This window comes from Streptomyces sp. NPDC036984, from assembly GCF_055607665.1.
The window spans coordinates 128,005-153,522 of record NZ_JBVJRL010000013.1 but is presented as its reverse complement, the minus strand read 5'-3'; the positions used below and the strand labels follow the sequence as shown (position 1 = coordinate 153,522).

Sequence of the window (25,518 nt, the reverse complement as noted above, 5' to 3'; positions counted from 1 at the left end):
CTCTGAAGGGACGATGAGGTCGGCCGACTTGGTCGAAGGACCGAGTCGGTGGTCGGTCTCGTCCCGCGATCAGCGCCGCACCCGGGGCATGCCCAGGCCGATCCAGGAGATGATCTCGCGCTGGATCTCGTTGTTGCCGCCGCCGAAGGTGAAGATGACCGCCGAGCGGTAGCCGCGCTCCAGTTCGCCGTGCAGGACGGCGCTCGCCGAGCCCTCCTTCAGCGGGCCGGCCGCGGCGACGATCTCCATGAGCCAGGCGTAGGCGTCCCGGCGGGCCTCGGAGCCGTAGACCTTGACCGCCGAGGCGTCCTGGGGGGCCAGTGTGCCGTCCTGGACGGCGGACACCATCTGCCAGTTGAGGAGTTTCAGCGCGTCGAGCCGGGTGTGGGTGCGGGCCAGCAGCCGGCGCACCCAGGGCAGGTCGGCCACCCGGCGGCCGTCGGCGAGCTTGGTCTCCCGCGCCCAGCGCTGTACGTCGTGCAGCGCCCGGATGGCCATGGTGCCGTGCGCGGCGAGGGTGACGCGCTCGTGGTTGAGCTGGTTGGTGATCAGCCGCCAGCCCGCGTTCTCCTCGCCGACGCGGCGGGAGACGGGGACGCGGACGTTCTCGTAGTAGCTCGCGGTGGTGTCGTGGGAGGCCAGGGTGCGGATGACCGTGCAGGAGTAGCCGGGGTCGGAGGTCGGCACCAGCAGCATGGTGATGCCCTTGTGCGGCGGGGCCGCGGGATCGGTACGCACGGCCAGCCACACCCAGTCCGCGGTGTCGCCGTTGGTCGTCCAGATCTTCTGCCCGTCGACGACGTACTCGTCACCGTCGCGTACCGCGCGGGTCCGCAGCGAGGCGAGGTCGGTGCCGGCGCCGGGCTCGCTGTAGCCGATCGCGAAGTCGATCTCGCCGGAGAGGATGCGCGGCAGGAAGTACGCCTTCTGCTCCTCGGTGCCGAACCGCATGATCGTCGGCCCGACCGTGTTCAGCGCCATCAGCGGCAGCGGTACGCCGGCCTGGGCGGCCTCGTCGAAGAAGATGAACTGCTCCATCGCGGTCATCCCGCGCCCGCCGTACTCCTTGGGCCAGCCGACACCGAGCCAGCCGTCCGTGCCGAGCCGGCGGATGGTGGCGCGGTAGAACCGTTTCTGCGCGACCGGGTCGGCATACCGGGCGTAGGCGTTGTCCGGAACCAGCTCGGCGAAGTAGGCGCGCAGCTCGGTGCGCAGCCGCTGCTGCTCGGGCGTGTGGTCGAGGTGCACGGCGCCTCCAGGCTCCCCAAGGGCGGTCCTGACGGCGCACACCGTAGAACGTGTTTCAGAAATTGGGAATGGCGGACCCCGGGGGAATTCCGTGGCGGCGGATGTCGGCGACCGGCGCCGGGATCCCGGTGCCGGCGCTCACTTGAGTGTCTCCAGGAAGGCCGCGCAGGCATCCGCACAGGTGCGGCAGGTCGCCGCGGCCGATTCGGCGCCGGGGTACTCGTCGAAGGCGCGGGCGCATTCCAGGCAGACCGAGCGGCACCAGTCCACCCGGACCCGCATCCCCTCCTCGTCCTGGCGGTTCTCCTCGCTCAGCACCCGGCAGGTGGCGTCACACACCTCGGCGCACATGATGCCCATCCGGCGCACCCGCTCCTGGCGCTCGGTGCCGTCCGGGTCGACGAGGCTCGCCCGCACCGCACAGGCCCTGGCACACTCCGTGCACGCCTGCGCACAGGTGAACCGGTCCTCCAGGAAGCGGTAGAGCTGCTGCGAAGTCGGCGATGTCACAGCGCCCGGGTAGCCGGGGCGCGCGGCCACAAACCACCGTCCCTGCGCCATCGGCGACCGCCGGAGCGCCGGTGCGTCACCCCCACCCCGAGGCCGTGCACGAAACGATCACCCGCACCATTCACCCCTAATGTCCGGGTTCACCCTGTTCTGGGTGGGGTACTCCGGTCCTATGAACACCGCATCGACGCAGCTGGCCGCGGCGAGCGGCCTGATGAGCCTCGTTCTGTTCGTCGTGGCCCTGGCCGTGCTCGCGCTGCTCGCCGGTGGTTTCTGGCTGACCGCCCGCGAGAAGTACCGCGAGTCCCCGCGCCCCCGCCCCGACGAGCAGCCCAAGCTGCCGCCGGAAGGCGCGGTGCACGAACTCCGGCAGAACAGGGAGTCCGCGGAGGTGCCGCAGATCCCCAAGGGCGAACGCCCGCTCACCCCGTACGAGCTGAGCAACATGGACAGCCGGCCGAGCGCGGCGAAGGAGCGCCCGCGCTGGAGCAAGGGGTCCAGCGGCTCGTTCGGCGGCGGCGGACTGGGCGCCCACTGAGTCCCTGAGTCCCTGAGTCCCCGACCTCACATCCGGGCCGCGGCCCCACACCTTCCGGCACCCCGGCCCGCGCCGGACCGCCGTACGCCCCTAGGAATCCTTCCGGGCGGCGTCGAGGCGGCCGACGCGGGCCACGTTCCGGCGGTCTTCCGGATCCTGGCTGGGCTCGGCCGCGAACCAGGCGTCGAGGATCTCCTTCAGCACCGGTTCGGAGGTGAGCCTGAGGCTCAGCGCGAGGACGTTGGCGTCGTTCCAGCGGCGCGCGCCGTCCGCCGTGGCGGCGTCCGTGCACAGGGCCGCGCGTACGCCGGAGACCTTGTTGGCCGCGATCGACGCGCCGGTGCCGGTCCAGCAGCACACCACCGCCTGGTCGGCCGCGCCCTCGGCCACGTCCCGGGCCGCGGCCGCCGAACAGGCCGCCCACTGCGCGTCGGCCCCGGGCCGCAGCGCGCCGTGCTCCCGGACGTCGTGGCCGCGGCGCCGCAGCTCCGCCACCAGCAGGCGGGCCACGGGTTCGTCCATGTCGGAGGAGACGGAGATCCGCATACCCCGGAGCCTAGCGCCCGTCGGCGGCCCGCAGGCCGGTCCCGGACATACCGAACGGCCCCGGAACGGCCCCGGACATACCGAACGGCCCGTCGCAGGGCCGTTCGGTAGGGCGTTTTGGGAGGTCAGGGATGATCGGGCTGCTGTGCGGGAGGCACCCCGCCGCCCTCTCCCCCGCCCTTGGCACCCTTGTCCGAGCCGTGCGGGCGGGCGCCCGCGTCACGGCCGGCCGCCTGTCGTGCCTTCTGTTCGCCGCTGTCCTGCGGGGTGGCGCCTCCCTTGTCACTGCGCCGCTGTTCGGGCTGCTGTGGATTGGACATGCGCCGGGCTCCCTCCGGTGGTGGTGATCCATTGCGGGGTCCGGGTTCCCAGGGTGCCGCGGGTGACGCACCTCGCCGGCGGATGGGCCGCACGGGGGTGCGCACCGGGCGGCGCCCGCGCGGGCCGCCGTACCGCCCCGTCCGGTCCGCGCCCCGAGCCGTGAGCCGGCCGCCGTGCCGCCCGTCCGGCGGCCGGCTCAGGGCGCGGTGCGGGTCAGCGTCAGCACGCGGTGGAGGTGTTCCAGGGCGTCCAGGAGCACCGAGCGGTGGTACCAGCTCAGCCAGGCCGACGTGTCCGAGGCCAGCAGGGCGAACGCCTCGGCCTGCGCGGCGGTGGGCCGGTGCCCGGCGTCGGGCCAGTGCAAGGTGACCATGCCGGTGCACGAGCCGGTGGAGGACAGCACCGGGATGCTGTGGAGGGCAGCGGTGCCCGTGGTCAGCAGGGCGCGCCGGCAGTCGTCGGACAGCAGCGTGTCGCCGGCGACGTCGGGCACGCTCACCTGGCGTCCCCGGGTGCGGGCCACCGCGTCGGCCGTGCCCTCGCCGCGGCCCCGCACGAGGTGATCGAGGAAGGTCTCCGCGCAGCCGTAGTGGGTCTCCAGCGTCAGCGTGTGCACGGCCGGGTCCACGAGCTGCACGTATCCGGCGGGTGCCCGGCCGATGGCCAGCCCCTCGTGCAGCACGGCGTCGATCATCTGCCGCCGGTAGCGCGGGTCGCGGCCGCCGCGGGCCAGGATCCGCAGCTGCGGCACGGGCAGGGGGCGGCGGCCCGGGAACCACACCTCGCCGGCCGGGGGCCGGGCCACGACCACGGCGGAGACGAGGACGCGCAGCGGCACGTTGAACCGCTGCGAGGCATCGCGCAGCACGCGGAAGGCACTGCCGGAGTCGGGCAGGCCGTAGCGGACCATCAGCACGCCCTGCGCCATGCCGATCACGGGTGCGGTGCGCACCCGGGCGCGCAGCGCGCGGACCTCCTTGTGCAGGTCCTCGTAGGAGGGGCGCAGCGGGTCGGCCATCTGTGACCGCCAGGCGGGCAGCTCCTCCACCCGGGAGGCGGCGCGGGCCAGCTCGCGCAGCGCCTCGTCCAGGGTGGCGTACAGCCGGACGCCGTCCAGGCGGGCCAGGTGGACCGCCTCGCGCACCCCGGGCCGGGCGCGGACGATGATCAGGTCGGGGCGTCCGGCGCGCGCCCGGGTCGTCTCGCTGAGCGTGCGCAGCACGGCGGCGCCGCCGAGCTGCACATGGGCCATGTCGAGCACGGGGCGCAGTCCTGCGCGGTCCGCCTGCTCCAGGTGGCCGCGCAGTTCGTCGGACCAGGTGCGCACGCCATGGGCGTCGAGGCTGCCCGACATGCGCAGCAGCAGGGCGCCTTCCGCGGGCAGGCCCTCGACGACCGAGGACTCGATGACGAGGGGAGCCGGGGCGGCCGGCCGGCCGGAAGACGGTTTCATGGCATCACCCAGACAGGACGGTCCCAAAAAGGTCGTTCGACCTCTTCCCGACCTTTGCACCACCTTGCACGCTTGCCCCCCGGGTATCAACCGCGCCGGGCCGCGCGGCGGCTACCCGGGTCCGCCGCGGTCCCCGCGGGCGGGTGTGGGGGCCGCCAGAGCGTGCAGGGCCGACGCCACGGTGGCATGCGTGCGGAGCCCCGGCAGGCCGGCCGCCGTCAGGGCCTCCCGCACGTGCGGCCGGGGCTGTACGACAGCGAGCGCGCGGCCGGAGCGGGCGAGGTCCGCGGTCGCCCCGGCCAGCGCGCTCACCGCGGCGGCTCCGGCGAGATACACCTCGGTCAGGTCCAGCAGCGGGTGCTCTCCGGTCCGGCCTGCTTGTGCGAGGTGCTCGGTGACGCTCTCGGCGAACCAGCGGGCGTTGGAGGCGTCGACCGTGCCCCGGGCCTTCAGGACGCTGATCCCGCCGAGCCCGCTCCGGTGCTCGTGCACGGTCTGGAGGAGCAGCGGGGCCGGGCCGCCGGGGCGGACGCGGGCAGGGGACGGCTGATCGGTTGCCATGGGGACGGGCTTCCTGGACGGGGAGGAAGGATCAGCCGGCCGCGTCTTGACCGGGAGAACACTGTGACCCGCCGGTGTCTTCGGCGCAACGACGTCTCCGGGGCGTGTCGTGGGGCCGTGGGACGTCAGCCGACGTACCGCCGTGCGGGCAAGTCCCTGCGGGCCCGTTCCAGCGCGGCGAGCCGGCGTTCCAGCTCCGGCGGCACGGGATCGCGCTCGCGCAGCACCCAGGGCAGTCCGGCGGTGGCGCGGGCGAACGCGCGGGCGGAGGCCGTGTCCCGGGGCACGGTCCGGATCAGCCGGCCGGTGCGGCGCAGCGCCGGCAGCAGCGGGCGGCGCAGCCAGGTGAACCACAGCGTGTTGCGCAGTCCGAGGACGCGGCGCGCCGTGCTGTCGCGCAGTCGGGAGGCCTGGTGGTGGACGGTGAGTTCCTCGGCGTAGGCCAGCCACCAGCCCTGGCGCAGCAGATCGCAGGCGAGCAGTTCCTCCTCGCCGCCGAGCCACAGGCCGGGGTGGAAGCCGCCGCCGGCGCGGAAGGCGTCGGTGCGCAGGACGGTGGCGGCGGCGAGGAAGGAGCCGAGGGCGGGTCCGGGCAGCCAGTCGGGGGCGGGCAGCGGGGACTCGCGCAGTTCGCGCACGACCGGGTCCTCGGTGCCGCCCGGTTCGACGAGGATGCGCGCGGTGACGGCCGCGAGCCGGGGCCGGGTGGCGAGCAGGTCGGCGGCCCGGCGCAGGCTCCCGGGCTCCCACCAGGTGTCGTCGTCGCAGAAGGCGACGTAGGGGGTGCGCACCTGCTGGACGGCCAGGTTGCGGCCGATCGCGCCGAGGTTGCGGCCGGGGCGCAGCAGGGTCATCTCGGGGAAGTCCCGGGCGACCGCTCCGGCGGTGCCGTCGGTGGAGGCGTTGTCGGTGACGATGACGGGCGGGCGTTCGGGGAGCCGGCGCAGCAGGCCGAGTGTGCGCAGCAGTTCGTCACGGCGGTTGTGGGTGATGAGGACGACGGTCGTACGGTCGTCGGGGCCGGTGCGGGTCATGGTGCGGCCCCTTCCGAGGGGCGTCCGGCGGCCTTTCCGTCGAGCAGGCGGGCGGCCTGTTCGACCCGCGGGGGCAGGGTCCGGCGGCGGGCGAGCGCGGCCGGGAACCGGGCCACGGTCTCCCTCAGGGCGCGGCGCGCGCCGGGGCGGCCGGCCGCGGCGGCCCGGGCCAGGTCGGCGCCGGCGCGCAGGGCGACCGGCCAGGGGCGGCGCAGGCAGGTGGTGAGCACGTGGTTGCGCCGGACGAGGAAGGCGCGGCCGGTGCGGCCGTGGTCCTCGGGGTGGTGGCGGGCGCGCAGGGCGGGCTCGTAGGCGACGCCCCAGCCGGCGGCGGCAAGGTCGTAGGCGAGCAGGGTCTCCTCGCCGCCGAAGAAGAGCAGCGGATGGTAGCCGCCGACGTCGAGGAAGGCGTCCCGGCGGACCACGCAGGCGCAGCCGAGGAAGCCGAGCACCGGGCGGCCGGGCAGGTCGGGCTCGGGCGGCAGGGGCGAGGCGGCGAGTACGGCGTTGAGCGGGTCCTCGGCGGCCTCGTCGCCGACCAGGGTGCGGGCGGCGAGCAGGCCGAGCCGGGGGTGCCGGTCGAGCAGGTCGGCGGCGCGGGCGAGACTGCCCGGCTCCCACCAGGAGTCGTCGTCGCTGAAGGCGACATAGGGGGTGGCGGCGTGCCGCACGGCCAGGTTGCGGCCGAGGGCGCCGGTGTTGCCGGCGGGGCGCAGCAGCCGGGCGATCGCCGGGTGGCCGGCCACGGCCCGGCGGGTGGTGTCGTCGCGGGAGTTGTCGACGACGATGACCGGCGGCCGCTCGGGCAGCGCGGCCAGCGCGTCCAGGGTGCGCAGCAGGCTGGCGCTGCGGTCGCGGGTGATGATCGCGACGGTGATCCGGGGATCGCCCGCGGCGGTGGGCCGGCGGATCCGGCCGGGAGCGTGCTCAGTGGGCATGCGCCACCTCCGGTCCGGCCCGCCGCTGCCCGCCGCGGATGTCCCGGAGCAGCATCAGACAGGCCGCGGCGACCTCGCCGGTGCCGATCCGCAGCAGACGGGCGTCGGGAGTGCGGCCGTGCGGGTCGCCGGGCGGGCCGGGTTTCCACAGGGCCAGGTGGTGCCGGCTCGGCGGCGGTCCCCACAGGCGCGGGGAGACGGGTCCGAACAGGGTGACGGAGCGGGTGCCGTGGGCCACCGCGAGATGGGCCAGGCCGGTGTCGCCGCTGAGCACCAGGGACGCCTCGGCGACCAGCGCGGACAGCTGCCCGAACGGCAGGCCGCCGGTCAGCACGTCACGGCTGGGCTGGCCGCCGCGTTCGGCGACCGAGCGGACCAGGGCCTCCTCGCCGGGGCCGCCGGTGAGGACCACGCGGTGGCCGGCGGCGCGCAGGCACCGGACGACGGCGGCGAACCGCTCCCCCGGCCAGCGGCGGGAGCCGGAGGCCGCGCCGGGGTGCACGACGACCGCGCCCGGGGCCGGGGACGGCGTGGCGGGCGGGGGCAGCCGCAGATCGAGGGGGTCGGCCGGGATGCCGTAGCCGTGCAGGAAGCCGCACCAGCGGTCCCGTTCGTTGGCGTGGCCCGGCCACGGCGGGCCGTCCGGGCAGGCATGGGCGAGCAGCCGGCGCGGGTGCAGGGCGGCGAGGGCGTCGCGGCTCTCGGGGCCGTTGCCGTGCAGGTCGACGGCCACGTCGGGGGGCAGGTCCGGCCAGTGGGTGAGGTCGGGCACCATGCGGCCCGGTGCCTCGGCCGGGAGGACGGCGTCGACCGCTCCGGTGGCCAGGGCGAGTTCGGTGAGGCCCGGCGGCTGGGCGAGGACGATCCGGTGGCCGGGGAAGGCCCGGCGGATGCCGCGCAGCGCGGGCACGCCGGCCAGCAGGTCGCCGAGCCCCAGCGCGCGCAGCACCAGGACGGTCGGGGGGTGTGGGGTGCGGGTCACCGCGTCGGTCCTGCGGACGCTCACCTGGTACGTCCTCCCGTGGGTGCGGGGGCCAGGGCCGCGCGGCGGGCCAGGCCGGTGGTGGAGCGGCCGTCGAGGTAGGGCAGCAGCAGGACCTGGCCGCCCCAGCTCTCCACCAGCGGCTGTTCGGGCAGCTGGGTGCGGGCGTAGTCGCCGCCCTTGGCCCAGATGTGCGGGCGGAGTTCGCCGAGGATGCGTTCGGGGGTGTCCTCCTCGAAGACGGCGACCGCGTCCACGCACTCCAGGGCGCGCAGCACCCGCACCCGGTCGGCGGCCGGGACCAGGGGGCGGCCGTCGCCCTTGCGGCGGCGCACGGAGTCGTCGGAGTTGACGCAGACGATGAGGCAGTCCCCGGCCCGGCGGGCGGCCTGGAGCAGGGCGACGTGCCCGGCGTGCAGCAGGTCGAAGCAGCCGCCCGCGGCGACGACGGTGCCGCCCGCGGCCCGGACCCGGGCGGCCGTCCGCACGGCGTCGGCGGTGGTGTCGCCGTCGGCCGGGGGCTGCGGGGCCGGCTCGGGCTCGTCCGGGGCGGCGACGGCACGGGCGCCGCCCTCGGCGACGTACCGGGTGGCGGCGTGCACGGCGGCCTGTACGGCGGCCTCGGTGAGCTCGCCGTCGGCGAGCAGGCCGGCGGCGGCCGCGGCGAACCGGTCGCCGGCGCCGCAGGGGTCGCCCGTGGCGGCGGCCGGGGTGGGCACGAGCAGCGGGGTCTCGCCGTGGGAGAGCAGGGCGCCGCGTTCGCCGAGGGTCACCGCGACGGCCTGGGCCTGCCAGGCCCGCACGAGGGTGCGGGCGTCGCGGGCGGCGGTGCGCAGTCCGGCCGCGTCGCCGGCCTCCCCGTCCTCGTCCAGCTGCCGGGCGAAGGCGCGGGCCTCCTGGGCCGAGGGGGTGGCCAGGCGGACGCCGGGCACCGGGGGCCGGCCGCGGACGTGGGGGTCCCAGACGACGGGGGCGGCCGTGTGCGTCAGCGCGTCCCGGAGGACGTCGGCGGTGCCGCGGCCGTAGTCGGCGACGAGGATGCCGCCGGCCGCCGCGATCGTGGACACCGCTTCCTGGGTGGCCTCGCGGGCGCGGCCGTCGCCGTCGTCGAGGCGCAGCAGCGGCCGGTCTCCGGCCATGACGCGGGTCTTGCTGCTCAGGGCGCCCTCCAGCGGCACCTCGACCAGACCGACCCGGCCGGCCAGCAGCTCGCGCAGGGTGTCGCTGGCGGCGTCGGGCCCGAGCGCGGTGACCAGGGTGACAGGGCGTCCGTCGGCGGCCGCGAGGCAGGCGGCGAGGGCCGCGCCGCCCGGCCGGGAGCTGCGCCGGGTGCCGTGGACGACGGGTACGGGCGCGTCCGGGGCCAGCCGCTCGGCACGGCCGCACAGGTCGTGGTCGAGCAGGGCGTCGCCCACGACGACCAGGGGTGTGTGCGAGGTGGTCATGCGTGTCCCTTCTCGGGGGCCACGGGCGTGCCGGGCGTGGTCCGGCCGACGGTGCGGGCGCGGCCGACGAGCCGGCCGACGACGCCCGGTCTGCCGTCGGCTCCGGCGCCGTCGCCCCGGTCGGCCGTACCGCGCTCGACGGCCCGGTCGAAGGACTCGCAGAGCATGTGCACGGCGACCAGGTGCAGTTCCTGGACGGTGGCGGCGACCGGCGCGTCGACGCAGAGCGCGTCGTCCACGCCGAGCTGGAGCGGGTTGGGGGCCCTTCCGGTCAGCGCCCACACGGTCAGGCCCATGCGCCGGGCGCGCTCGGCGGCGGCCAGCAGGTTGGCGCTCGCGCCGCTGGTGGACAGCAGCATGAGCACGTCTCCGGGCCGGCCGTGGGCGGCGGTCTGCCGGGCGAACACCTCCTGGACGCCGTAGTCGTTGGCGATCGCGGTGGTGGAGGAGGTGTCGGCGTGCAGGGCGACCGCGGAGAACGGCGGCCGGTCGTCGCGGTAGCGGCCGACGAGTTCCGCGGTGAGGTGCTGCGCCTGCGCGGCGCTGCCGCCGTTGCCGGCGACGAGCAGCCGGGCGCCGGAGCCCAGCCGCCGGGCGAGTTCGGTGCCCCAGCGCTCGATGAGCGGTCCGTGGTCGCGGAAGGTCTCCAGCGCCCGCAGCAGGTCGTCGCAGTGGGTGGTGTCGGTGACGGTGTTCCGGTACGTGGTGCCGGTGACGGTCTTCATCGGACGACTCCCGAGAGCGAGCGGACGGAGGACACGGCGCCGTACACCCCGGCCACGCCGTCGGCCACCCGGTCCCAGGTGTAGTGGGTGAGCACCCGGCCGCGGCCGGCGGCGCCGTACCGGGCGAGCCGGTCGGGGTCGGCGAGGAGGGCGCGGATGACCGCGCTGAGGTCGTAGTCGTCGTCGGCCGGGACCAGAACGCCCGTGGTGCCGTCGACGACCGTGTCGAGCTGACCGCCGACGGCGGTGGCGACGACCGGCGTGGCACAGGCCATGGCCTCCAGCGGGACGATGCCGAACGGCTCGTACACGGGCAGCGAGAGGACCAGGTCGGCGCTGGACATCAGCCGGGGCATGCGGGCCCGGCCGACCCCGCCGAGCAGGGTGACCCGGTCGGAGACCCCGTATTCGCCGGCGATGCCGTAGAGCCGCTGGGCCTCGGGTTCGGCGCCGAGCAGGTCGGCCTCCGGGCCGCCGGCGATGAGGAGTTCGGCGTCGGGGATGCCGGCGAGGGCGCGGATGGCGCGGTCGAAGCCCTTGCGGGGCACCAGCCGGCCGACGGCCAGCAGCCGGCGGCGGGCGCCGGGCGGGCGGGTGCGGGCGACGGGCGCGAACTGGTCGGGATCGACGCCGCAGGGCACGACGCTGATCCGGTCCTCCGCCAGTCCCATGGCCTTCAGTTCGGCCACCTCGTCGCTGCACGTGGCGATGATCCGGGCGCACTCGTGGCCGATGGCCTCCTCGATGGCGAGGCGCTGCGGCGGGCTGGTGTCGGCGGCGCCCTGGTAGCGCTTCTTCACCGTGCCCAGCGCGTGGTAGGTCTGCACGACGGGGATGCCGAGGTCCCGGGCGCCGGCCAGGGCGGCCAGGCCCGACATCCAGAAGTGGGAGTGCACCACGTCGGGTGGGCTGTTCTCCCACTGCCGGGCCAGGAAGTTGCCGAACTCGGTCATGTGCGGCAGGAGTTCGTCCTTGGGGACGGGTGCGGGCGGCCCGGCGGGCACGTGCACCACCTGGACGCCGTCGATGAGAGTCACCCGGTCCGGCAGGCCCGCCGAGTCCCGCCGGGTGTACACCGTGACCCGGTATCCCTTTCTGGCGAGCTGCCGGGCGATCTGCGCCACGTACACGTTCTGGCCGCCCGCGTCCGGTCCCCCGAGCGCGGCCAGCGGGCTGGCATGCTCGGAGACCATGGCGACGCGGCCGGCCGTGTGCGGAGTACGGCTCATCGGGTGACCTCCTTGATCAGGCGCTCCCAGTCGTCCAGGAAGCGCCGCTCTCCGTAGCGGGACCGCGCCGCTGCCCGGGCGGCGGCGCCGGTGCGGCGGGCCAGTCCGGGGTCGGCGAGGAAAGCCCGTACGGCGTCCTCCAGTACGTCGAGTCGGTTCGAGACCACCCCGGCGCCGTCGGGTACCGCCTCCCGGACCTCGGTGGTGTCCAGGGCGACGACGGGCATGCCCAGGAACATGGCCTCCAGCAGGGACAGGCCGAGCGAGGTCCAGCGCACGGGGTGCAGATAGACCCGGCACCGGGCCATCTCCCGGTGCAGCCGGTGCTGGGGCAGGTCCCGGGTGCGGCAGCGCTCGGGGGGCAGGCCGAGGTGCTCGGCGAGTCCTTCGGTGCGCATTCCGAAGACGTCCAGGGGTGCGGACCGGGCGAATCGGGGCAGCAGGTCGGTGCCGGTCGTACGGCCCCTGCGCACGGGATCGTTGACCACGACGGCGGCCCGCCGCTCGGTTCCGGTCCACAGCGGGCCGGGGTCGACGATGCCGTGCTCCACGACCTCGGTCGGGGCCCGGCCGTTGTCCCACATCAGCCGGTTGAAGTGGGTGACGTGGACGACGGGGATCGCCGACTGCCCGGCCAGCGGGTGGAGTTGCCGCTCGGGGGACGCGTCGGGGCTGTTGTGCTCGACGTACACGGCGGGCACGTCCACTCCGGGCCGGCGGCCGGTCCAGCGCAGGGCCAGGTCGAGTTCGTGCGGGCGCTGGAGGACCATCAGGTCGATGTCGGACTCCCGCAGTTCCCCGGGGGTGCGTTCCCGCACGGACGGCGGCCAGTCCCAGGTCACGGCCCGGCCGAGCCCGTCGGGTCCGCGGTCCTCGGTGACCGGGACCAGGTAGGTGTGCGGGCCTTGCACGAAGGCGGTGAGCCAGGATCCGTGCACGTGCCAGACGAGGATGTTCATGACTGCCGCTCCTGGATGAGCTTGTGCACCGCGCGCACCACGTCCTGTCCGGTGACCTCGTCCAGGCAGGGGTGGCCGGGGACCGGGCAGGTGAGGGCCCGGGTGCCCGCGCACGGCGCCGACTGGTCGCCGAGCAGGATGACGGGGACCCCGTACGGTGCCCAGCGCTCGGCCGGGACCACGGGGGCGAACAGCGAGACGACCGGGGTGCCGACGGCGGCGGCGAGGTGGGCGGGGCCGGTGTTGGCGCTGACCACGACGTCGGCCATGCGCAGCACGCCGGCGAGGGTGCGCGGGGAGGTGCGGCCGCCGAGGTCCACGGCCAGGCCGCCGCTGACGCACCGGGTGAGCACGGTCTCGTGCGGGCCGCCGGTGACGACCACCCGGTGCCCGGCTTCGGTGAGCAGGGCGACCGCCTCCGCGCACCGGCGCGGGTTCCAGGCGCGGGCGGGCGCGCTGGCGCCCGGGTGCAGGACGACGTACGGGCCGTTGCCGGTCAGGCCGCTGGTGTCCGGGGGCGGGAGGACGCGCAGGCGGCCGTCGTCCCCGGGCGGCGGCAGGAAGCCCAGGGCGGCGGCCGTGTCGAGGGCGGCCTCGGCCTCGTGCCGGCCGGCCGGCCGCCGGTGGCGTACGTCCAGCAGGCGCCCGGGGTGGTCGACGCTGTCGGCGCCGATCCGGCCGATGCCCGCGAGCCGCAGCAGCAGGGCGGTGGGCAGGGGGCTCTGGTGGAAGGAGGTGAGGATCAGCGCGGTGTCGAAGGCGCCGGCGGCCAGCCGCCCGACCAGGTCCGCGATGTCGGCCGGGTCCACCGGCGGCGGTTCGAAGCCCTCCCAGGGCGACTCCCACACCAGCACCTCGTCCACGCCGGGCAGCAGCCGGGCGGCGTCCGCGCCGCGCGGGCCGCACAGCAGGGTGACGTGCGCGCTGTGGGCGGCGACGGCGCGTACGGCGGGGCCGGCGAGCAGCACGTCACCGAAGCTGTCGAGCCGGACGACGAGGGATCTCATGACGCCGGCCTCCCCCCGGTGACGGCCAGCGCGCTGCCTACGGCGGTGAGCAGGTCGGGGGCGCACTGGCCGGCGAAACGTTCCACCTCCGCCGGTGCCGTGGCCGCGTTCGGCACGAGCACGCCCCGGGCACCCGCCGCCCGGGCCGCCAGCACGTCCGCGGCGATGTCGCCGATCACCAGGCACGCGGCGGGCGCGACACCCAGCCGGGCGGCGGCCGTGCGGACCAGGCCGGGCCGCGGCTTGCGGCAGGGACAGCCGGCGTCGGGGGCGTGCGGGCAGAACACCCAGGTGTCCAGCCCGCCCAGCAGCGCGTCGGCGCGTTCGTTGACGCGGAGCACCTGCTCGACGGTGAGCAGCCCGCGTCCGATGCCGGACTGGTTGCTGACCACGCCGGTGGCCAGACCGTGGGACCGGGCCAGGGCGACGGCCGCGGCGGCACCGGGCAGCAGCCGGACCCGGTCGGGGTCGCCGTTGTACGGCACGTCCGCCACGAGGGTGCCGTCGCGGTCGAACAGGACGGCGGAGACGCTGGTCATCCGGCACCTCCCAGCGGTTCGGCGTGCCGGTGGCGGACGACTCCGCGCAGCCAGTGCCGGACGGCGAGCGGCGGGATGAGCACGCTGGTGCCGAGCATCCCGGCGATCTCACGCGCGGTGCGCGGGCCGGGCAGGATGCGGGCGAGGGCGAACTCGGCGGTGCCGAGCGTCCACAGGGCCGCGCAGGCGGTCGCGGCCCGGCGCCGCCCGGTCAGGACGCAGGAGGCGGCGGCGAGGGCCGCACCGGTGACCACCAGGTGGCGGGACAGCCGGCCGCGGGGCGCCTGTGCGCGGTCCCACCAGTCGCGGCCGTGCAGCCGGTTCATCAGGGCGTCGTCGGCGTTGCCGCGCTGTGCGGGCAGTGAGGCCCACCAGTGGGCCGGGCGGACCGGGTGCCGGGTGACCCGCGTGCCCCGGGTCAGGGTCCAGCCGGCCCGCCCCACGCGCAGGGCGAGGTCGGCGTCCTCGCGGAAGGCCCGAGGGAAGCGTTCGTCGAAGCCGCCGGTGCGCTTGAGCGCCTCGGTGCGGTAGGCCATGTCGGCGGTGGCCCAGGCGGCGTCCTCCAGGCCCTTGGTGGTGCGTTCCCAGTCGGTGGGCCGGCGGTCCAGGGGCAGGGGGACACGCAGCTGCCCCTGGACACCGCCGACGTCCGGGCCGGCCTCGCGCAGGTCCGCGGCGAGTCGCCGGGACCAGTCCGGCAGCACCTGGACGTCATCGTCCAGGAAGACCGTCCAGGGCGTACGGACGGTCTGCCAGCCGGCGTTGCGGGCGGCGGCCGGGCCCTTGCCGCCGGTGCGCAGGGTGCGCACCCGGTCGAGCAGCGGCCCGGCCGCCGTCAGCGGCAGGTCGCCGTCGGGCGCGGGCCGGTCGTCCACGACGATCACCTCGTGCGGCGGATGGTCGGCGGCTCCGGCGAGCGCGCGCAGGCACTCGGCAAGGCAGGGGCGGCCGATCGTCGGGACGACGACGGTGTAGGCGGGTGCGCCGGTCATGCGAACGCCTTCCCGCGGCGAATCGCGAACGGCCCGAGCACCAGCAGGTCCACGGGGGCCGAGCCGAAGCACTCCAGGGCGTCCCGGGGATCGTCCACCATGGGCCGTCCGGCGGTGTTCAGGCTGGTGTTGACCACCACCGGCAGCCCGGTCCGCCGTTCGAAGCCCTCGATCATGCGGGCCACCAGCGGCTCCAGGCCCCGGTTCACGGTCTGGATGCGGGCGGTGCCGTCCACGTGGACGACGGCCGGGATACGGGCCCTCCAGTCGGCGGCCACATCGTGCACGAACAGCATGTGGGGGCTGGGCAGCGGCCCGTCGAAGATCTCGGCCGCGCGCTCGGCGAGCACCATGGGCGCGACGGGCCGGAACTCCTCGCGTCCCTTGACCGCGTTGAGCCGCTCCAGGTTCTCCGCCTTGCCGGGGTGGGCGAGCAGCGAGCGGTGTCCGAGCGCGCGCGGCCCGTACTCGCTGCGCCCCTGGAACCAGGCCACGATCCCGTCGGCGGCCAGCGCCTCGGCGGCCGTCTCGGCGATGTCGGCGGGCTCCTCGTACGGTACGGCGGCCCGCTCCAGCCAGGCGCGCAGCTCGGCGTCGCTCCAGCCGCGCCCCAGGGCGGCCGTCGGCATCGGCTCCAGGGTGTCCTTCTGCCCGGCGACGTGCGCCGCCGCGCCCAGGGCCGTACCGGCGTCCCCGGCGGCGGGCTGCACCCACACGTGCCGGAAGCCGCTCTCCCGCCACAGGCGGGTGTTGGCCACGCAGTTGAGCGCGACGCCGCCGGCCAGGGTGAGCGCGTCCTCGCCGGTGCGCTCGCGCAGCCACCGGGCGAGGGCGAGCACGGCCTCCTCCAGGCACAGCTGGGCGCTGGCCGCGAGGTCGGCGTGGTCCTGGCTCCATGCTCCGCCGGCCGGGCGCGGCGGGACGAACTCGGCCCAGGGGACGGGCCGGGCGCGGAAACCGCCCCGCTCGTCGGCCTGGACGTAGGCGCGCAGCCGGTCCGTGAAGCGCGGGGTGCCGTAGGAGGCGAGTGCCATGACCTTGAACTCGTCGCTGCTGCGCAGGAATCCGAGGTGCTGGGTGAGGTCCTCGTAGAACAGGCCGAGGGAGTCGGGCAGCTGCTGGGTGCCGAGGACGGTCAGTTCCCGGTCGGTGTAGCGGCCGGCCAGGTGGGAGCCGCACTCGCCGCGGCCGTCCAGCACGAGGACCGCGCAGTCCGGGTACGGTGAGACCGGTCCGGCGGAGGCCGCGTGCGCGACGTGGTGCGGGACGAACCTCACCTTGGCCGGGTCGAGTCCCGGCAGCGCCTCGGCGAGGAAGTCCGGTGCCCGGCGGGCGTACTGCTGGCGCAGGTGGTCCCAGGGGTCGTGCAGGCCCATCCGCTCGGCGGGCCGGGCCAGGGAGGGGTCGTAGGAGTAGGCGACGGCGTCCAGGTCGGACGGGCCGAGGCCGGCCTGCTCCAGGCACCAGCGGGCCGACTGCTCGGGCAGCTCCCAGGCGGAGAAGGGCACGGGCCGCTTGCCGTGCTTGCGGCGGGAGAACCGCTCCTCCTCCGCCGCCGCCACGATCCTGCCGTCGGTGATGAGGGCGGCCGCGGGGTCGTGGAAGAGTGCGTTGATACCGAGGACGTGCATGCGCTGTCTCCAGGGCCGGGGACGGGCGGCGTCAGGACTGGGGTGCCTCACACGGGTCCGGTTCCGGGGGCCGGGCCGCGAAGTAGGCGATGGTCTGCTTCAGGCCCTCCTCCCAGGGGACCTGCGGCGACCAGCCGAGCAGCTCGTGCGCGAGGGTGGTGTCGGGGCGGCGCCGGCCGGGGTCGTCGACGGGCCGGTCGATGAACGCGATCGGGGAGCGGGAACCGGCGAGGGCGACGATCCGGCGGGCCAGGTCGGCGACGGTGATCTCCTCGCTGCCGCCGATGTTGACGGGACGCACGGATTTGCTCGCGGCCACGCGCAGGATGCCGTCGACCGTGTCGTCCACGTAGCACAGCGAGCGGGTCTGGCTGCCGTCGCCGGTCACCGTGAGCGGCTCGCCGGCCAGGGCCTGGCAGATGAAGGTGGGCACCGCGCGGCCGTCGTCGGCGCGCATCCGGGGCCCGTAGGTGTTGAACAGCCGCACGATTCCGGCGTCCGCCTCCCTGACGCCGGCGTGCGCGGTGACGAGCGCCTCGGCGAACCGTTTGGACTCGTCGTACACGCTGCGCGGCCCGACCGGGTTCACATTGCCCCAATAGCCCTCGTGCTGCGGGTGCACCTGAGGATCGCCGTACACCTCGGAGGTGGAGGCGAGCAGGAAGCGGGCACCGTCGCGTTCGGCGATCGCCAGGGCGTTGCGGGTGCCGAGGCTGCCCACGTCCAGGGTCTCCAGGGGCATGCGCAGATAGTCGGCGGGCGAGGCGGGGCAGGCGAAGTGCAGCACCAGGTCGTAGGGGCCCGGCAGCAGCTCGGGGCACTGCGGTGCCGAGACGTCGCACTGTGTGTAGCGGAAGCCGGGCCGGTCCTCCAGGTGGGTGACGTTCTCGCGGCGCCCGCAGGCCAGGTTGTCGGCGCAGTCGACTTCAACGCCTGAATCCAGCAGCCGCTCGCACAGATGGGAGCCGAGGAAGCCGGCGCCGCCGGTCACGAGGGCGCGCCGCCAGGAGAACGGTGTGTCACCAGTCATTGGGGGCTACTCCTTCGTCGTCCTTCATCCACGCCGTCTGCACCGTCTGGGTCGTCTGGGTCGGCTGAGGCGTCGTGCGCCTGTTGGGAGGCTCGGCGCGGGCGTTCGGCGCGTGCCGCGTCGCCGGGTCCGACGTCGTCGGCCCGTAGAGTCGGCCCGTAGAGGGGAAAGGACAGGGCTCGGGTCCCGCTGGTCCGGAGGACCGCCCTGGTCGGCCGCCGCTGGCTGGACGGCACTGGCAGCTGGGTTCCCCTGCCAGTTGGTTTCACACGTTTGACCCTTATTGTCCGGAATGCCGGGTGCTCGCGCGACTCCGGGGACCGCATACCACGGTGGAGAGGATCACGCACGACGACGTCACGGCGGCGGTACTGGAGACGCTGCGCACACCTGCCCGGCCTCCGGGACGGCTGTCCGCTCTGCATGCCAGATTCAGAACCTGTCGGCGACTGGCCGCCGCGTCCGATGGTCCACCGGCCGCCCCCGGGGCCAGGGCCACCGCTTTCCACGCGATCGTCGCCCGCGACGGCCCATCCGACCCGGCCCGACTCGATCGCGCGGCCACCGCGCCGGCGGGCCCCCTGCCGCCCGTGGCCGGGGTGGCGCCCTCGCACGGGCAGGTCGAGTACGGGGCCCGCCGCCGGCACACGGAGGCGAACGAGCGGAGCGGATCGCCGGCGGGAGTGGGCGCTGCCGGAGACGGGCCGGATGGCCGCCGCGTGCCACTCGATGCGCTGAACCGGGGCCGGCGGGCCGTGTAGCGGGCTGTGCCCGGGGCACTCAACGCGGCGACGGCCGGCCGTTCACGGGCCGCCGCGGTTCACGCAGGAGGTAACGACAATGGGTCACGGCGGAAACGTCATCCAGGAGCTGACCACCGACCACCGTGAGGTCGAGGAGATCTTCGCCCGTATCGAGGCGCTGCCGTCCGGCTCCAAGGAGCGCAAGGACCTCTGCGACCAGGTCACGATCGAGCTGGTCCGCCACTCGGTCGCGGAGGAGGCCTACCTGTACCCGGCGGTGCGCCAGCACCTGACGGGCGGGGACGCCCTGGCCGACAAGGAGCTCGAGGACCACGCCAAGGCCGAGCAGCTCATGAAGGACCTGGAGGGCTGCAAGGCGGACGATCCGCAGTTCGACATGCTCATGACCAAGCTGATGAGCGAGATCCGCTCGCATGTGGCGGACGAGGAGCAGAACCTCTTCCCGCAGATGGAGGGGGCCTGCCCCCCGGACGCGCTGATGGACCTCGGCGACAAGGTCCGCCGGGCGAAGAAGATGGCCCCCACCCGCCCGCACCCGTCGGCACCGGACACTCCCCCCGCCAACAAGCTGCTGGCCCCGGGAACCGGCCTGGTCGATCGCATGCGCGACGCTTTGACGGGCCGCGGCAAGAAGAGCTGACGGGACGCAGTCCACGCTCGGTGTGACGCCGCCCGGCCCTTTCGGGCCGGGCGGCGTCACACCGAGCGCCGGAGTCCCGGGGAAGCCCGCCGGAGTCACGGGGAAGCCAGGGGCGGCCCCTCCTCGGGGTCAGCGCCCGCTCAGAGCCATGGAGTCAGCCGGGTGCCGGCAGAGGGGCGCGGGTCGGTCGTCCGGCGGAGCAGGCGGAACACCTGGAAGAGGGTCAGCGGCCACAGCAGCGCGAAGCACCACAACAGCGCGGGATCCGAGGTGCGGATGCCCATGACCGCGACGAACACCGACGCGGCCGCCAGCAGCAGCACCCCCGCCGGCAGCCAGAACCCGCGCCGCGCCGCGGCCATGCGGCGCACGAACCGGCGGTCCTGCCGCAGGTTCGCCTCGATCCGCAGCAGCGCGAGCCGCTCGCGCGGTGACAGTCGCACCTCGTCGTCCCTCTCCCACGTCTCCCAGTCGTCCACGGCGACGCACCTCCTCCGCCGGTCGGCGGCCTGCGGGTTACGGCCCACCGAGTTCCCCGGACGGGCCGGCCGATGCGGCGCGGGCCCATGGCGCCCCGTCGGGTCCGCGAGGACACCTCTTCTGACGGCCTGACAGCACAGCAGCGGTGGGTGATACCCATGTCGCCCACCGTGACGGCGCACGCCTGCGCGTGACCTCCCCTGGTCCAGGGCAGATACTGCCATTAGCTCCATCAGCGAACTCGGCCCGACGTCGGAACGCAGGTCTCAAGCCCACCCGCAAGGCTCACGAGGAGACACCCATGAGGATGCTGATCAACGTGCCGGAGACCGTCGTGGCGGACGCGCTGCGCGGCTTGGCTGCTGCGTATCCCGACCTGAACGTGGACGTGGAGAACCGGGTCATCGTCCGCCGGGACGCCCCCGTGGCCGGGCAGGTCGCGCTCGTGTCGGGCGGCGGTTCCGGGCACGAGCCGCTGCACGGCGGGTTCGTCGGCCCGGGCATGCTCTCCGCCGCGTGCCCCGGAGAGGTGTTCACCTCCCCGGTGCCGGACCAGATGGCGCGTGCCGCGGCCGCGGTGGACAGCGGCGCCGGGGTGCTGTTCGTCGTGAAGAACTACACCGGCGACGTGCTGAACTTCGACATGGCGGCCGAACTGGCCGAGGACGAGGGCATCCAGGTCGCCAAGGTGCTCGTGAACGACGACGTGGCGGTCACCGACAGCCTCTACACGGCCGGCCGGCGCGGGACGGGCGCGACGCTGTTCGTGGAGAAGATCGCGGGCGCCGCCGCGGCCGAGGGGCAGCCGCTGGAACGGGTGGAGGCCATCGGCCGCCAGGTCAACGAGAACTCCCGCAGTTTCGGCGTGGCCCTCAGCGCCTGTACGACCCCGGCGAAGGGCTCTCCCACCTTCGATCTGCCGGACGGCGAGCTGGAGTTGGGCATCGGCATCCACGGCGAGCCGGGCCGCGAGCGGCGGCCGATGATGACCTCCGGGGAGATCGCCGACTTCGCGGTCAACGCCGTCCTCGAGGACATGCCGCCGCGCGGCCCCGTGCTGGTGCTGGTCAACGGCATGGGCGCGACCCCCCTGCTGGAGCTGTACGGCTTCAACGCCGAGGTGCAGCGGGTACTGCGGGAGCGCGGCGTCTCCGTGGCCCGCACCCTCGTCGGCAACTACGTCACCTCGCTGGACATGGCCGGCGCCTCGGTGACGCTGTGCCAGGTCGACGAGGAACTGCTGCGGCTGTGGGACGCGCCGGTGAAGACCCCGGCGCTGCGCTGGGGGATGTGATACGGCGGAGCAGGCGGCCGCTGATCCGGCCGTACGGTCAACAGCCCTACCACGCAAGGAGTTCCAGTGCTCGACGCCGACTTCTTCCGCCGTTGGATGACAGCGGCCGCCGCGGCCGTGGACCGCGAGGCGGAGCGGCTCACGGCCCTCGACTCGGCCATCGGGGACGCCGACCACGGCAGCAACCTTCAGCGCGGATTCACCGCCGTGGCGGCCGCCCTGGACAAGGAGGCGCCGGACACCCCGGGTGCCGTCCTGACCCTGGCCGGGCGGAAGTTGATCTCGACGGTCGGGGGCGCGTCCGGGCCGCTGTACGGCACCCTGCTGCGCCGAACCGGCAAGGCGCTCGGTGACGCCGCCGAGGTCGGCGAGGAGGAGCTGGCCGCGGCGCTGCGCGCGGGCGTCGACGGGGTGATGGCGCTCGGCGGGGCGGCACCCGGCGACAAGACCATGATCGACGCCTTGGTCCCGGCCGTGGACGCGCTCGGGTCGGGCTTCGCCGCCGCGCGGACCGCGGCGGAGGAGGGCGCGCTGGCCACCACGCCGCTCCAGGCCCGCAAGGGCCGGGCGAGCTACCTGGGCGAGCGCAGCATCGGCCACCAGGACCCGGGGGCGACCTCGTCGGCGCTGCTGATCGCCGCGCTGGCCGACACGGCGGAGGCGAACGGTGAGTGAGGGGAAGCTGGTCGGGATCGTGCTGGTGTCGCACAGCGCGGAGGTGGCCGCCTCGGTCGCCGAGCTGGCGAAGGGGCTCGCGGGCGGCGCGCCCTCGGTGCCGGTGGCCGCGGCGGGCGGCACCGAGGGCGGCGGGCTCGGCACCAGCGCCGAGCTGATCTCCGCCGCCGCGGCGTCGGTGGACCGGGGGGCCGGGGTGGCGGTCCTCACCGACCTGGGCAGCGCGGTGCTCACCGTGAAGGCGCTGCTCGCCGAGGGCGACGAACTGCCGGACGGGACCCGCCTGGTGGACGCGCCGTTCGTCGAGGGTGCGGTGGCCGCGGTGGTCACCGCCGCCGCGGGCGCCGGCCTGGACGCCGTGGAGGCCGCGGCGGCGGAGGCGTACAGCTACCGGAAGGTGTGACGCTCCCGGCCGTCCGGGGGCGGTGCCTGGCGGGGCGTCACCTCGGCCCGATGCCGAGCGCGGGTCATCTCTTCATGGCGAAGAGCCTGGCCAGCCGCTCCCCCGCCGTCACCGCCGCCGCGCGGTCCTGGATGGGTCTGACCCGGGAGTTGCGGAAGACGATGTAGGTCACGCCGGAGGACGCCCCGCCGACGCGCGGGTCGGGCCGGATGCCGAGGCCGCGCGCGGTGGCGTAGGAGGCCTCGCCGATGATGTCGCGCGCGCCGGTGTCGCCGACCACCGCGTACTGCACCCGGCCCCGGTAGACGACGGCGGCCAGGGAGCCGCCCCGTACGCCGGACGCACGGTAGTTCCAGCGCGAGCTCGGCGCCGGGACCACGATGTAGGGCAGCTTCTCGGCGTTCAGATGGCGCCCGTCGGACTGCTGGAAGGCGGTGGTGGGGGCGAAGTACGGGTCGGTGCGGCGGTTGCAGCGGGCGGTGGGCCTGCCGTCGCAGTCGATGTCCAGGTCGGCCTTCCAGAAGACGGCGTCGCGGGTGCCGCAGACACGGACGGTCGCGGGGCTGTCGGCGTCGGTGCGGTAGCGGCCCCGGGAGATTTGGGTACACCGGCCGGCCGCCCGGGCCAGCAGGTCGGCGGCGGTGACCGCGCCTTTGCCTCCGGCCACGGGCCGTTCCTGGGGCGGGACGGCGGTGGCCGGGGCGGGCACCGCCGCCGGGGCGAGCAGGGCGGCGCCGGCCGCGGCCAGCATCAGCGACGGGACACGCACGATGGGGGACCCTCTCGTCGGGGACGGACGTCCAGCCCACTGTGCGGTGGCGCAGGGCGCGCGGCCACGGGGGCCGCCGGGAAGGGGCCGGATGGAGCACGCTTCTGACACCCCGTAAGGGGACATCGCGGAGACGGAGGGGGCGGGAGGGGTGGCGGGGACAACAGGGGCCGGGGGATCCGGACCTGTCCCGCCCGGATCCCCCGGCCACCCGCGCCGGCGCGGGATCGGCGACGACAGCGTGTCCGCGCCACGGGCATGAACTCCCGTGTCCTGGCGGGCAGTTCAGCCGTAGGAGCCTCAGCATACGTAACGTGCGGGCATGGTCACCAACACGCCCCTCTTGCTGTGGCCGTACCGGCCGGGCATATTGGTCCGGACCTTTACATGAGTCGAGGCCGTCCCCGGGGAGGCAGAGCCGTGCGACGCGTCGCCCTTCCCCTCGTACTGGTCTGCGGGGCGCTGCTGCTGGTCGCGTCCTGCGGCTGGAGCCGGGCCGACGGCGACGGCCGGGCGCCCGGCGCTCCGGGCGGGGTCACCGCGGCGGCGGGCAGCGCCACGAGCGTGCACGTGATGTGGAACGCGGCGCCGGGCGGTGCCGGCGTCCGCGCCTACGAGGTCTATCGCGGCACCACAAAAGTGGCTGAAGTAGCGGGTTCACAGCACATGGTGGACGTCACCAGGCTCAGGCCGTCCACCATGTATGCCTTTACCGTGCGGGCCCGGGACAGCGGGGGCCGGCTGGGTCCGCCCAGTCGCGCGGTGCGGGCCCGGACACCGGCCGCGGTGGCGGCGGACCGCTCGGCACCGACCCGGCCGTCGAGGGCCACCGGGCGGGCCGCGGGCAGCCGCGCGGTCCAGCTGTCCTGGGGCGCGTCCCGGGACGACCGGGGCGTGGTGTCGTACGACGTCTACCAGGGCGGGGTGAAGATCCACAGCGTCGGCGGGAACCAGACCGCCACCGTGGTCACCGGCCTGCGGCCCGGCAGCCGTTACGTGTTCACGGTGCGGGCGCGGGACGCCGCCGACAACCTCTCCCCCGCCGGCCCGGCGGTCCGCCTCACCACGCCGGGCAGCGACGACGGCCGGGACACCGCGCCCACCGGGTTCACCGCCGCCACCCATAGCTCCGGCGGGGCCTACTACATCGACCTCGCCTGGGATCCGCCGCGCACGGACGGTGTGATCACCGAGTACCGGATCCAGCTGGACGGCGCCGCGGCCAGCTCGCTCGTCTGGGGCGGCACACCGCCGCGCGGCCGGGCGCACCACAGCTTCTACCTGGGCACCGCCGCCGGGGAGGAGCACCGGGTACGGCTGCGGGCCCGGCTGCCGGACGGCACCTGGGGCGGCTGGTCGGCACAGCGCACGGTGACCACGGGCGGCTGACCGGCACCGGGCGTGTCCGCATGCGCCGGACGGAGGACTCCGTCACCTGACCGGACCCCGCCGGAGTGCGGGCGTGGCCGGGACCGCGTTGGCTGCGGTTGAGGCAGCACGGACGTTTCCCGACCCTCGGCGGCGCATGGGACGTACCGCCAACCGTGCCGCCGGAGGCCACCCCATGGACAACTCGCGACTTCTGCTCCGCTCCGGCCTGACCCTCGCGGCTGCCGCCGCGCTCCCGGCCGCGCTGGCCGGGCCGTCCGCCGCGGCCTCGGGCATCTCGGTCAGCACCACCGGCTCGACGGTCTCGGTGGTCACCAGCGCGTGCACCCAGATCAACGGCAGCTGGGGGACGGCGGCCCTGCTCACCAGCCGCCAGGCGAACTTCGCCCAGGGCCGGCAGGTGGCCCTGTCCGGCACGTCCGTCAGCCAGTCCGCGGCCTGGTCGTCGGTGAGCCCGGGGACGTACACCGTGGTGGTGGTCTGCTCCAGCGGCAGCACCGCGGGCAGCCAGTCGGTGATCGTCTCCGCGCCCGCGAGGCCGACGATCTCGTCGACGTCCAGCGCGGCGCCGTCCCGGGGCGTGATGGGCGGCCTCGGCGGCGCCGCCCGCGACTACGGCCCGCTGACCCTCGGCATCGGCGCGGCCCTGGTCGGCGCCGGGGTCGTCGCCACGGGCTGGGTCCTGCACCGCCGCTCGAAGCCGTACCGGCTCTGAGCAGCCGTACCGGCTCCGAGGGACGCCCGTGCCGCACCGGGCCCCGCGGCCGTATCGGCCGGGCCGCCCGTGCCGCACTGAACCCCCGCGGCCGTACCGGCTCCGAGCAGCCGCCACGGCGCCGTCAGGTCTCCTTCTGCCCTTCCGTGGGCAGTGCGGGGAACTCCGCCAGGGCGTGGGTGAGCCACTGGGTCCAGAAGGTCTCCAGGTCGATCCCCGCCCGCAGGACCAGGTGGCGCAGCCGGTCCTCCGGGGCGTCCCGGTCCGGCGGGAAGTCGCGCTTCTCGATCTCCTGGTACTCGGCCAGCTGCCGCCGGTGCAGCTCCAGGTGGCGGCGCAGATCGGCCTGAAGGCCCGCCGTGCCGACCACGGCCGCCGCGCGCAGCCGCAGCAGGAGCGTGTCCCGCATCGGCTTGGGATCCTGCGCGGCGGCGGTCCAGCGCTCCAGTTCGGCACGGCCCGCGGGCAGGACCTCGTAGCTCTTCTTCTGCCCGCGGGCCGGCTGCTCGGCCGGCAGCGTGCGGATGAACCCCTCGGCCTCCAGTTTCCCCAGCTCGCGATAGATCTGCTGGTGCGTCGCGGACCAGAAGTAGCCGATCGACTTGTCGAACCGGCGGGTCAGCTCCAGTCCCGACGACGGCTTTTCCAGCAGGGCGGTGAGAATCGCGTGCGGGAGTGACATGGGCTCATCCTAGGGAGGC

At 75.2% G+C, this 25,518-nt stretch carries 28 protein-coding genes; 7 read left to right on the top strand and 21 right to left on the bottom strand.

What is annotated here, in order from left to right; all coding sequences use genetic code 11:
• Positions 1-69 precede the first annotated feature (69 nt).
• Together ACZ7DL_RS23780 and ACZ7DL_RS23775 are read right to left on the bottom strand one after the other, a co-directional pair.
• Complete coding sequence (locus ACZ7DL_RS23780; RefSeq protein WP_470776771.1) at positions 70-1,248, bottom strand: acyl-CoA dehydrogenase family protein; 1,179 nt, start codon at positions 1,246-1,248, stop codon at positions 70-72.
• A gap of 138 nt (positions 1,249-1,386) precedes the next feature.
• Positions 1,387-1,758, bottom strand: coding sequence for a four-helix bundle copper-binding protein (locus ACZ7DL_RS23775; RefSeq protein ID WP_470776769.1), 372 nt, complete (start codon positions 1,756-1,758; stop codon positions 1,387-1,389).
• A 172-nt stretch (positions 1,759-1,930) separates the two neighbouring features.
• On the opposite strand from ACZ7DL_RS23775, the gene ACZ7DL_RS23770 reads away from it, so the two are divergent.
• Positions 1,931-2,296: a DUF6479 family protein gene (locus ACZ7DL_RS23770; protein WP_470776920.1), complete on the top strand. Its 366-nt coding sequence runs from the start codon at positions 1,931-1,933 to the stop codon at positions 2,294-2,296.
• A gap of 90 nt (positions 2,297-2,386) precedes the next feature.
• On the opposite strand, the gene ACZ7DL_RS23765 is transcribed toward ACZ7DL_RS23770, so the two are convergent.
• From ACZ7DL_RS23765 to ACZ7DL_RS23690, 16 genes are all read right to left on the bottom strand, one after another.
• Positions 2,387-2,842 (bottom strand): RpiB/LacA/LacB family sugar-phosphate isomerase, encoded by a 456-nt coding sequence (locus ACZ7DL_RS23765; protein WP_470776767.1) that lies wholly within the window; start codon positions 2,840-2,842, stop codon positions 2,387-2,389.
• A gap of 125 nt (positions 2,843-2,967) precedes the next feature.
• Entirely contained in the window at positions 2,968-3,162 is a 195-nt protein-coding gene (locus tag ACZ7DL_RS23760) for a hypothetical protein (protein ID WP_470776765.1), read from the bottom strand.
• 197 nt (positions 3,163-3,359) lie between these two features.
• Positions 3,360-4,616: an ANTAR domain-containing protein gene (locus ACZ7DL_RS23755; protein ID WP_470776763.1), complete on the bottom strand. Its 1,257-nt coding sequence runs from the start codon at positions 4,614-4,616 to the stop codon at positions 3,360-3,362.
• Between the two features lie 111 nt (positions 4,617-4,727).
• Complete coding sequence (locus ACZ7DL_RS23750) at positions 4,728-5,177, bottom strand: STAS domain-containing protein (RefSeq protein WP_470776761.1); 450 nt, start codon at positions 5,175-5,177, stop codon at positions 4,728-4,730.
• 125 nt (positions 5,178-5,302) lie between these two features.
• Positions 5,303-6,211 (bottom strand): glycosyltransferase family 2 protein, encoded by a 909-nt coding sequence (locus ACZ7DL_RS23745; protein ID WP_470776759.1) that lies wholly within the window; start codon positions 6,209-6,211, stop codon positions 5,303-5,305.
• On the bottom strand, positions 6,208-7,149 hold the full coding sequence (locus ACZ7DL_RS23740; RefSeq protein ID WP_470776757.1) for a glycosyltransferase family 2 protein: 942 nt from the start codon (positions 7,147-7,149) through the stop codon (positions 6,208-6,210). The genes ACZ7DL_RS23745 and ACZ7DL_RS23740 overlap by 4 nt, the downstream gene beginning before the upstream one ends.
• The gene (locus tag ACZ7DL_RS23735) at positions 7,139-8,155 is read right to left on the bottom strand and encodes a glycosyltransferase family 9 protein (protein ID WP_470776755.1); all 1,017 of its coding nucleotides are present in this window, start codon (positions 8,153-8,155) and stop codon (positions 7,139-7,141) included. Before ACZ7DL_RS23735 ends, ACZ7DL_RS23740 begins: the two co-directional genes overlap by 11 nt.
• The gene (locus ACZ7DL_RS23730) at positions 8,152-9,576 is read right to left on the bottom strand and encodes a PfkB family carbohydrate kinase (protein WP_470776754.1); all 1,425 of its coding nucleotides are present in this window, start codon (positions 9,574-9,576) and stop codon (positions 8,152-8,154) included. Before ACZ7DL_RS23730 ends, ACZ7DL_RS23735 begins: the two co-directional genes overlap by 4 nt.
• On the bottom strand, positions 9,573-10,301 hold the full coding sequence (locus ACZ7DL_RS23725; RefSeq protein ID WP_470776753.1) for a D-sedoheptulose-7-phosphate isomerase: 729 nt from the start codon (positions 10,299-10,301) through the stop codon (positions 9,573-9,575). The genes ACZ7DL_RS23730 and ACZ7DL_RS23725 overlap by 4 nt, the downstream gene beginning before the upstream one ends.
• Entirely contained in the window at positions 10,298-11,530 is a 1,233-nt protein-coding gene (locus tag ACZ7DL_RS23720; protein WP_470776751.1) for a glycosyltransferase, read from the bottom strand. The genes ACZ7DL_RS23725 and ACZ7DL_RS23720 overlap by 4 nt, the downstream gene beginning before the upstream one ends.
• The gene (locus tag ACZ7DL_RS23715; protein WP_470776750.1) at positions 11,527-12,489 is read right to left on the bottom strand and encodes a glycosyltransferase; all 963 of its coding nucleotides are present in this window, start codon (positions 12,487-12,489) and stop codon (positions 11,527-11,529) included. The genes ACZ7DL_RS23720 and ACZ7DL_RS23715 overlap by 4 nt, the downstream gene beginning before the upstream one ends.
• Positions 12,486-13,496, bottom strand: coding sequence for a glycosyltransferase family 9 protein (locus tag ACZ7DL_RS23710; RefSeq protein ID WP_470776748.1), 1,011 nt, complete (start codon positions 13,494-13,496; stop codon positions 12,486-12,488). The genes ACZ7DL_RS23715 and ACZ7DL_RS23710 overlap by 4 nt, the downstream gene beginning before the upstream one ends.
• Positions 13,493-14,035: a D-glycero-alpha-D-manno-heptose-1,7-bisphosphate 7-phosphatase gene (locus ACZ7DL_RS23705; RefSeq protein ID WP_470776746.1), complete on the bottom strand. Its 543-nt coding sequence runs from the start codon at positions 14,033-14,035 to the stop codon at positions 13,493-13,495. Before ACZ7DL_RS23705 ends, ACZ7DL_RS23710 begins: the two co-directional genes overlap by 4 nt.
• The gene (locus ACZ7DL_RS23700) at positions 14,032-15,027 is read right to left on the bottom strand and encodes a glycosyltransferase family 2 protein (protein ID WP_470776744.1); all 996 of its coding nucleotides are present in this window, start codon (positions 15,025-15,027) and stop codon (positions 14,032-14,034) included. The genes ACZ7DL_RS23705 and ACZ7DL_RS23700 overlap by 4 nt, the downstream gene beginning before the upstream one ends.
• The gene (locus ACZ7DL_RS23695; RefSeq protein ID WP_470776742.1) at positions 15,024-16,658 is read right to left on the bottom strand and encodes a carbamoyltransferase family protein; all 1,635 of its coding nucleotides are present in this window, start codon (positions 16,656-16,658) and stop codon (positions 15,024-15,026) included. The genes ACZ7DL_RS23700 and ACZ7DL_RS23695 overlap by 4 nt, the downstream gene beginning before the upstream one ends.
• Before the next feature lie 31 nt (positions 16,659-16,689).
• Positions 16,690-17,688: an NAD-dependent epimerase/dehydratase family protein gene (locus tag ACZ7DL_RS23690; RefSeq protein WP_470776740.1), complete on the bottom strand. Its 999-nt coding sequence runs from the start codon at positions 17,686-17,688 to the stop codon at positions 16,690-16,692.
• An 840-nt stretch (positions 17,689-18,528) separates the two neighbouring features.
• Between ACZ7DL_RS23690 and ACZ7DL_RS23685 the strand changes: the two genes are divergently transcribed.
• On the top strand, positions 18,529-19,092 hold the full coding sequence (locus ACZ7DL_RS23685; protein ID WP_470776738.1) for a hemerythrin domain-containing protein: 564 nt from the start codon (positions 18,529-18,531) through the stop codon (positions 19,090-19,092).
• Between the two features lie 140 nt (positions 19,093-19,232).
• Here the strand turns inward: ACZ7DL_RS23685 and ACZ7DL_RS23680 are convergent, their stop codons facing one another.
• Positions 19,233-19,571 (bottom strand): DUF3040 domain-containing protein, encoded by a 339-nt coding sequence (locus ACZ7DL_RS23680; protein WP_470776736.1) that lies wholly within the window; start codon positions 19,569-19,571, stop codon positions 19,233-19,235.
• A gap of 302 nt (positions 19,572-19,873) precedes the next feature.
• Here ACZ7DL_RS23680 and dhaK point away from each other — a divergent pair, with 302 nt between their 5' ends.
• From dhaK to ACZ7DL_RS23665, 3 genes are all read left to right on the top strand, one after another.
• Positions 19,874-20,866 (top strand): dihydroxyacetone kinase subunit DhaK, encoded by a 993-nt coding sequence (gene dhaK / locus ACZ7DL_RS23675; RefSeq protein WP_470776735.1) that lies wholly within the window; start codon positions 19,874-19,876, stop codon positions 20,864-20,866.
• Between the two features lie 66 nt (positions 20,867-20,932).
• On the top strand, positions 20,933-21,541 hold the full coding sequence (gene dhaL / locus ACZ7DL_RS23670; RefSeq protein ID WP_470776733.1) for a dihydroxyacetone kinase subunit DhaL: 609 nt from the start codon (positions 20,933-20,935) through the stop codon (positions 21,539-21,541).
• On the top strand, positions 21,534-21,944 hold the full coding sequence (locus tag ACZ7DL_RS23665; RefSeq protein WP_470776731.1) for a PTS-dependent dihydroxyacetone kinase phosphotransferase subunit DhaM: 411 nt from the start codon (positions 21,534-21,536) through the stop codon (positions 21,942-21,944). The genes dhaL and ACZ7DL_RS23665 overlap by 8 nt, the downstream gene beginning before the upstream one ends.
• A 64-nt stretch (positions 21,945-22,008) precedes the next feature.
• Here the strand turns inward: ACZ7DL_RS23665 and ACZ7DL_RS23660 are convergent, their stop codons facing one another.
• Positions 22,009-22,713, bottom strand: coding sequence for a glycoside hydrolase family 75 protein (locus tag ACZ7DL_RS23660; protein WP_470776729.1), 705 nt, complete (start codon positions 22,711-22,713; stop codon positions 22,009-22,011).
• Between the two features lie 420 nt (positions 22,714-23,133).
• On the opposite strand from ACZ7DL_RS23660, the gene ACZ7DL_RS23655 reads away from it, so the two are divergent.
• Together ACZ7DL_RS23655 and ACZ7DL_RS23650 are read left to right on the top strand one after the other, a co-directional pair.
• Positions 23,134-24,102 carry a fibronectin type III domain-containing protein gene (locus tag ACZ7DL_RS23655; protein ID WP_470776727.1) on the top strand — a complete coding sequence of 323 codons (969 nt, stop codon included), beginning with the start codon at positions 23,134-23,136 and terminating at the stop codon, positions 24,100-24,102.
• 175 nt (positions 24,103-24,277) lie between these two features.
• Positions 24,278-24,817, top strand: a complete 540-nt coding sequence (locus ACZ7DL_RS23650) for a hypothetical protein (protein ID WP_470776918.1) — start codon at positions 24,278-24,280, stop codon at positions 24,815-24,817.
• A gap of 124 nt (positions 24,818-24,941) precedes the next feature.
• On the opposite strand, the gene ACZ7DL_RS23645 is transcribed toward ACZ7DL_RS23650, so the two are convergent.
• The gene (locus ACZ7DL_RS23645; protein WP_470776725.1) at positions 24,942-25,499 is read right to left on the bottom strand and encodes a PadR family transcriptional regulator; all 558 of its coding nucleotides are present in this window, start codon (positions 25,497-25,499) and stop codon (positions 24,942-24,944) included.
• Between the last annotated feature and the right edge of the window lie 19 nt (positions 25,500-25,518).

Bases quoted from the DNA above. Each gene is read 5' to 3' on its own strand.
- ACZ7DL_RS23745 (WP_470776759.1), bottom strand. From the start codon at position 6,211: ATGACCCGCACCGGCCCCGACGACCGTACGACCGTCGTCCTCATCACC.
- ACZ7DL_RS23690 (WP_470776740.1), bottom strand. From the start codon at position 17,688: ATGACTGGTGACACACCGTTCTCCTGGCGGCGCGCCCTCGTGACCGGC.
- ACZ7DL_RS23720 (WP_470776751.1), bottom strand. From the start codon at position 11,530: ATGAGCCGTACTCCGCACACGGCCGGCCGCGTCGCCATGGTCTCCGAG.
- ACZ7DL_RS23770 (WP_470776920.1), top strand. From the start codon at position 1,931: ATGAACACCGCATCGACGCAGCTGGCCGCGGCGAGCGGCCTGATGAGC.
- ACZ7DL_RS23725 (WP_470776753.1), bottom strand. From the start codon at position 10,301: ATGAAGACCGTCACCGGCACCACGTACCGGAACACCGTCACCGACACC.
- dhaK (WP_470776735.1), top strand. From the start codon at position 19,874: ATGAGGATGCTGATCAACGTGCCGGAGACCGTCGTGGCGGACGCGCTG.
- ACZ7DL_RS23750 (WP_470776761.1), bottom strand. From the start codon at position 5,177: ATGGCAACCGATCAGCCGTCCCCTGCCCGCGTCCGCCCCGGCGGCCCG.
- ACZ7DL_RS23765 (WP_470776767.1), bottom strand. From the start codon at position 2,842: ATGCGGATCTCCGTCTCCTCCGACATGGACGAACCCGTGGCCCGCCTG.
- ACZ7DL_RS23695 (WP_470776742.1), bottom strand. From the start codon at position 16,658: ATGCACGTCCTCGGTATCAACGCACTCTTCCACGACCCCGCGGCCGCC.
- ACZ7DL_RS23715 (WP_470776750.1), bottom strand. From the start codon at position 12,489: ATGAACATCCTCGTCTGGCACGTGCACGGATCCTGGCTCACCGCCTTC.
- ACZ7DL_RS23705 (WP_470776746.1), bottom strand. From the start codon at position 14,035: ATGACCAGCGTCTCCGCCGTCCTGTTCGACCGCGACGGCACCCTCGTG.
- ACZ7DL_RS23755 (WP_470776763.1), bottom strand. From the start codon at position 4,616: ATGAAACCGTCTTCCGGCCGGCCGGCCGCCCCGGCTCCCCTCGTCATC.
- ACZ7DL_RS23710 (WP_470776748.1), bottom strand. From the start codon at position 13,496: ATGAGATCCCTCGTCGTCCGGCTCGACAGCTTCGGTGACGTGCTGCTC.
- ACZ7DL_RS23740 (WP_470776757.1), bottom strand. From the start codon at position 7,149: ATGCCCACTGAGCACGCTCCCGGCCGGATCCGCCGGCCCACCGCCGCG.
- ACZ7DL_RS23700 (WP_470776744.1), bottom strand. From the start codon at position 15,027: ATGACCGGCGCACCCGCCTACACCGTCGTCGTCCCGACGATCGGCCGC.
- ACZ7DL_RS23730 (WP_470776754.1), bottom strand. From the start codon at position 9,576: ATGACCACCTCGCACACACCCCTGGTCGTCGTGGGCGACGCCCTGCTC.
- ACZ7DL_RS23685 (WP_470776738.1), top strand. From the start codon at position 18,529: ATGGGTCACGGCGGAAACGTCATCCAGGAGCTGACCACCGACCACCGT.
- ACZ7DL_RS23760 (WP_470776765.1), bottom strand. From the start codon at position 3,162: ATGTCCAATCCACAGCAGCCCGAACAGCGGCGCAGTGACAAGGGAGGC.
- ACZ7DL_RS23650 (WP_470776918.1), top strand. From the start codon at position 24,278: ATGGACAACTCGCGACTTCTGCTCCGCTCCGGCCTGACCCTCGCGGCT.
- ACZ7DL_RS23645 (WP_470776725.1), bottom strand. From the start codon at position 25,499: ATGTCACTCCCGCACGCGATTCTCACCGCCCTGCTGGAAAAGCCGTCG.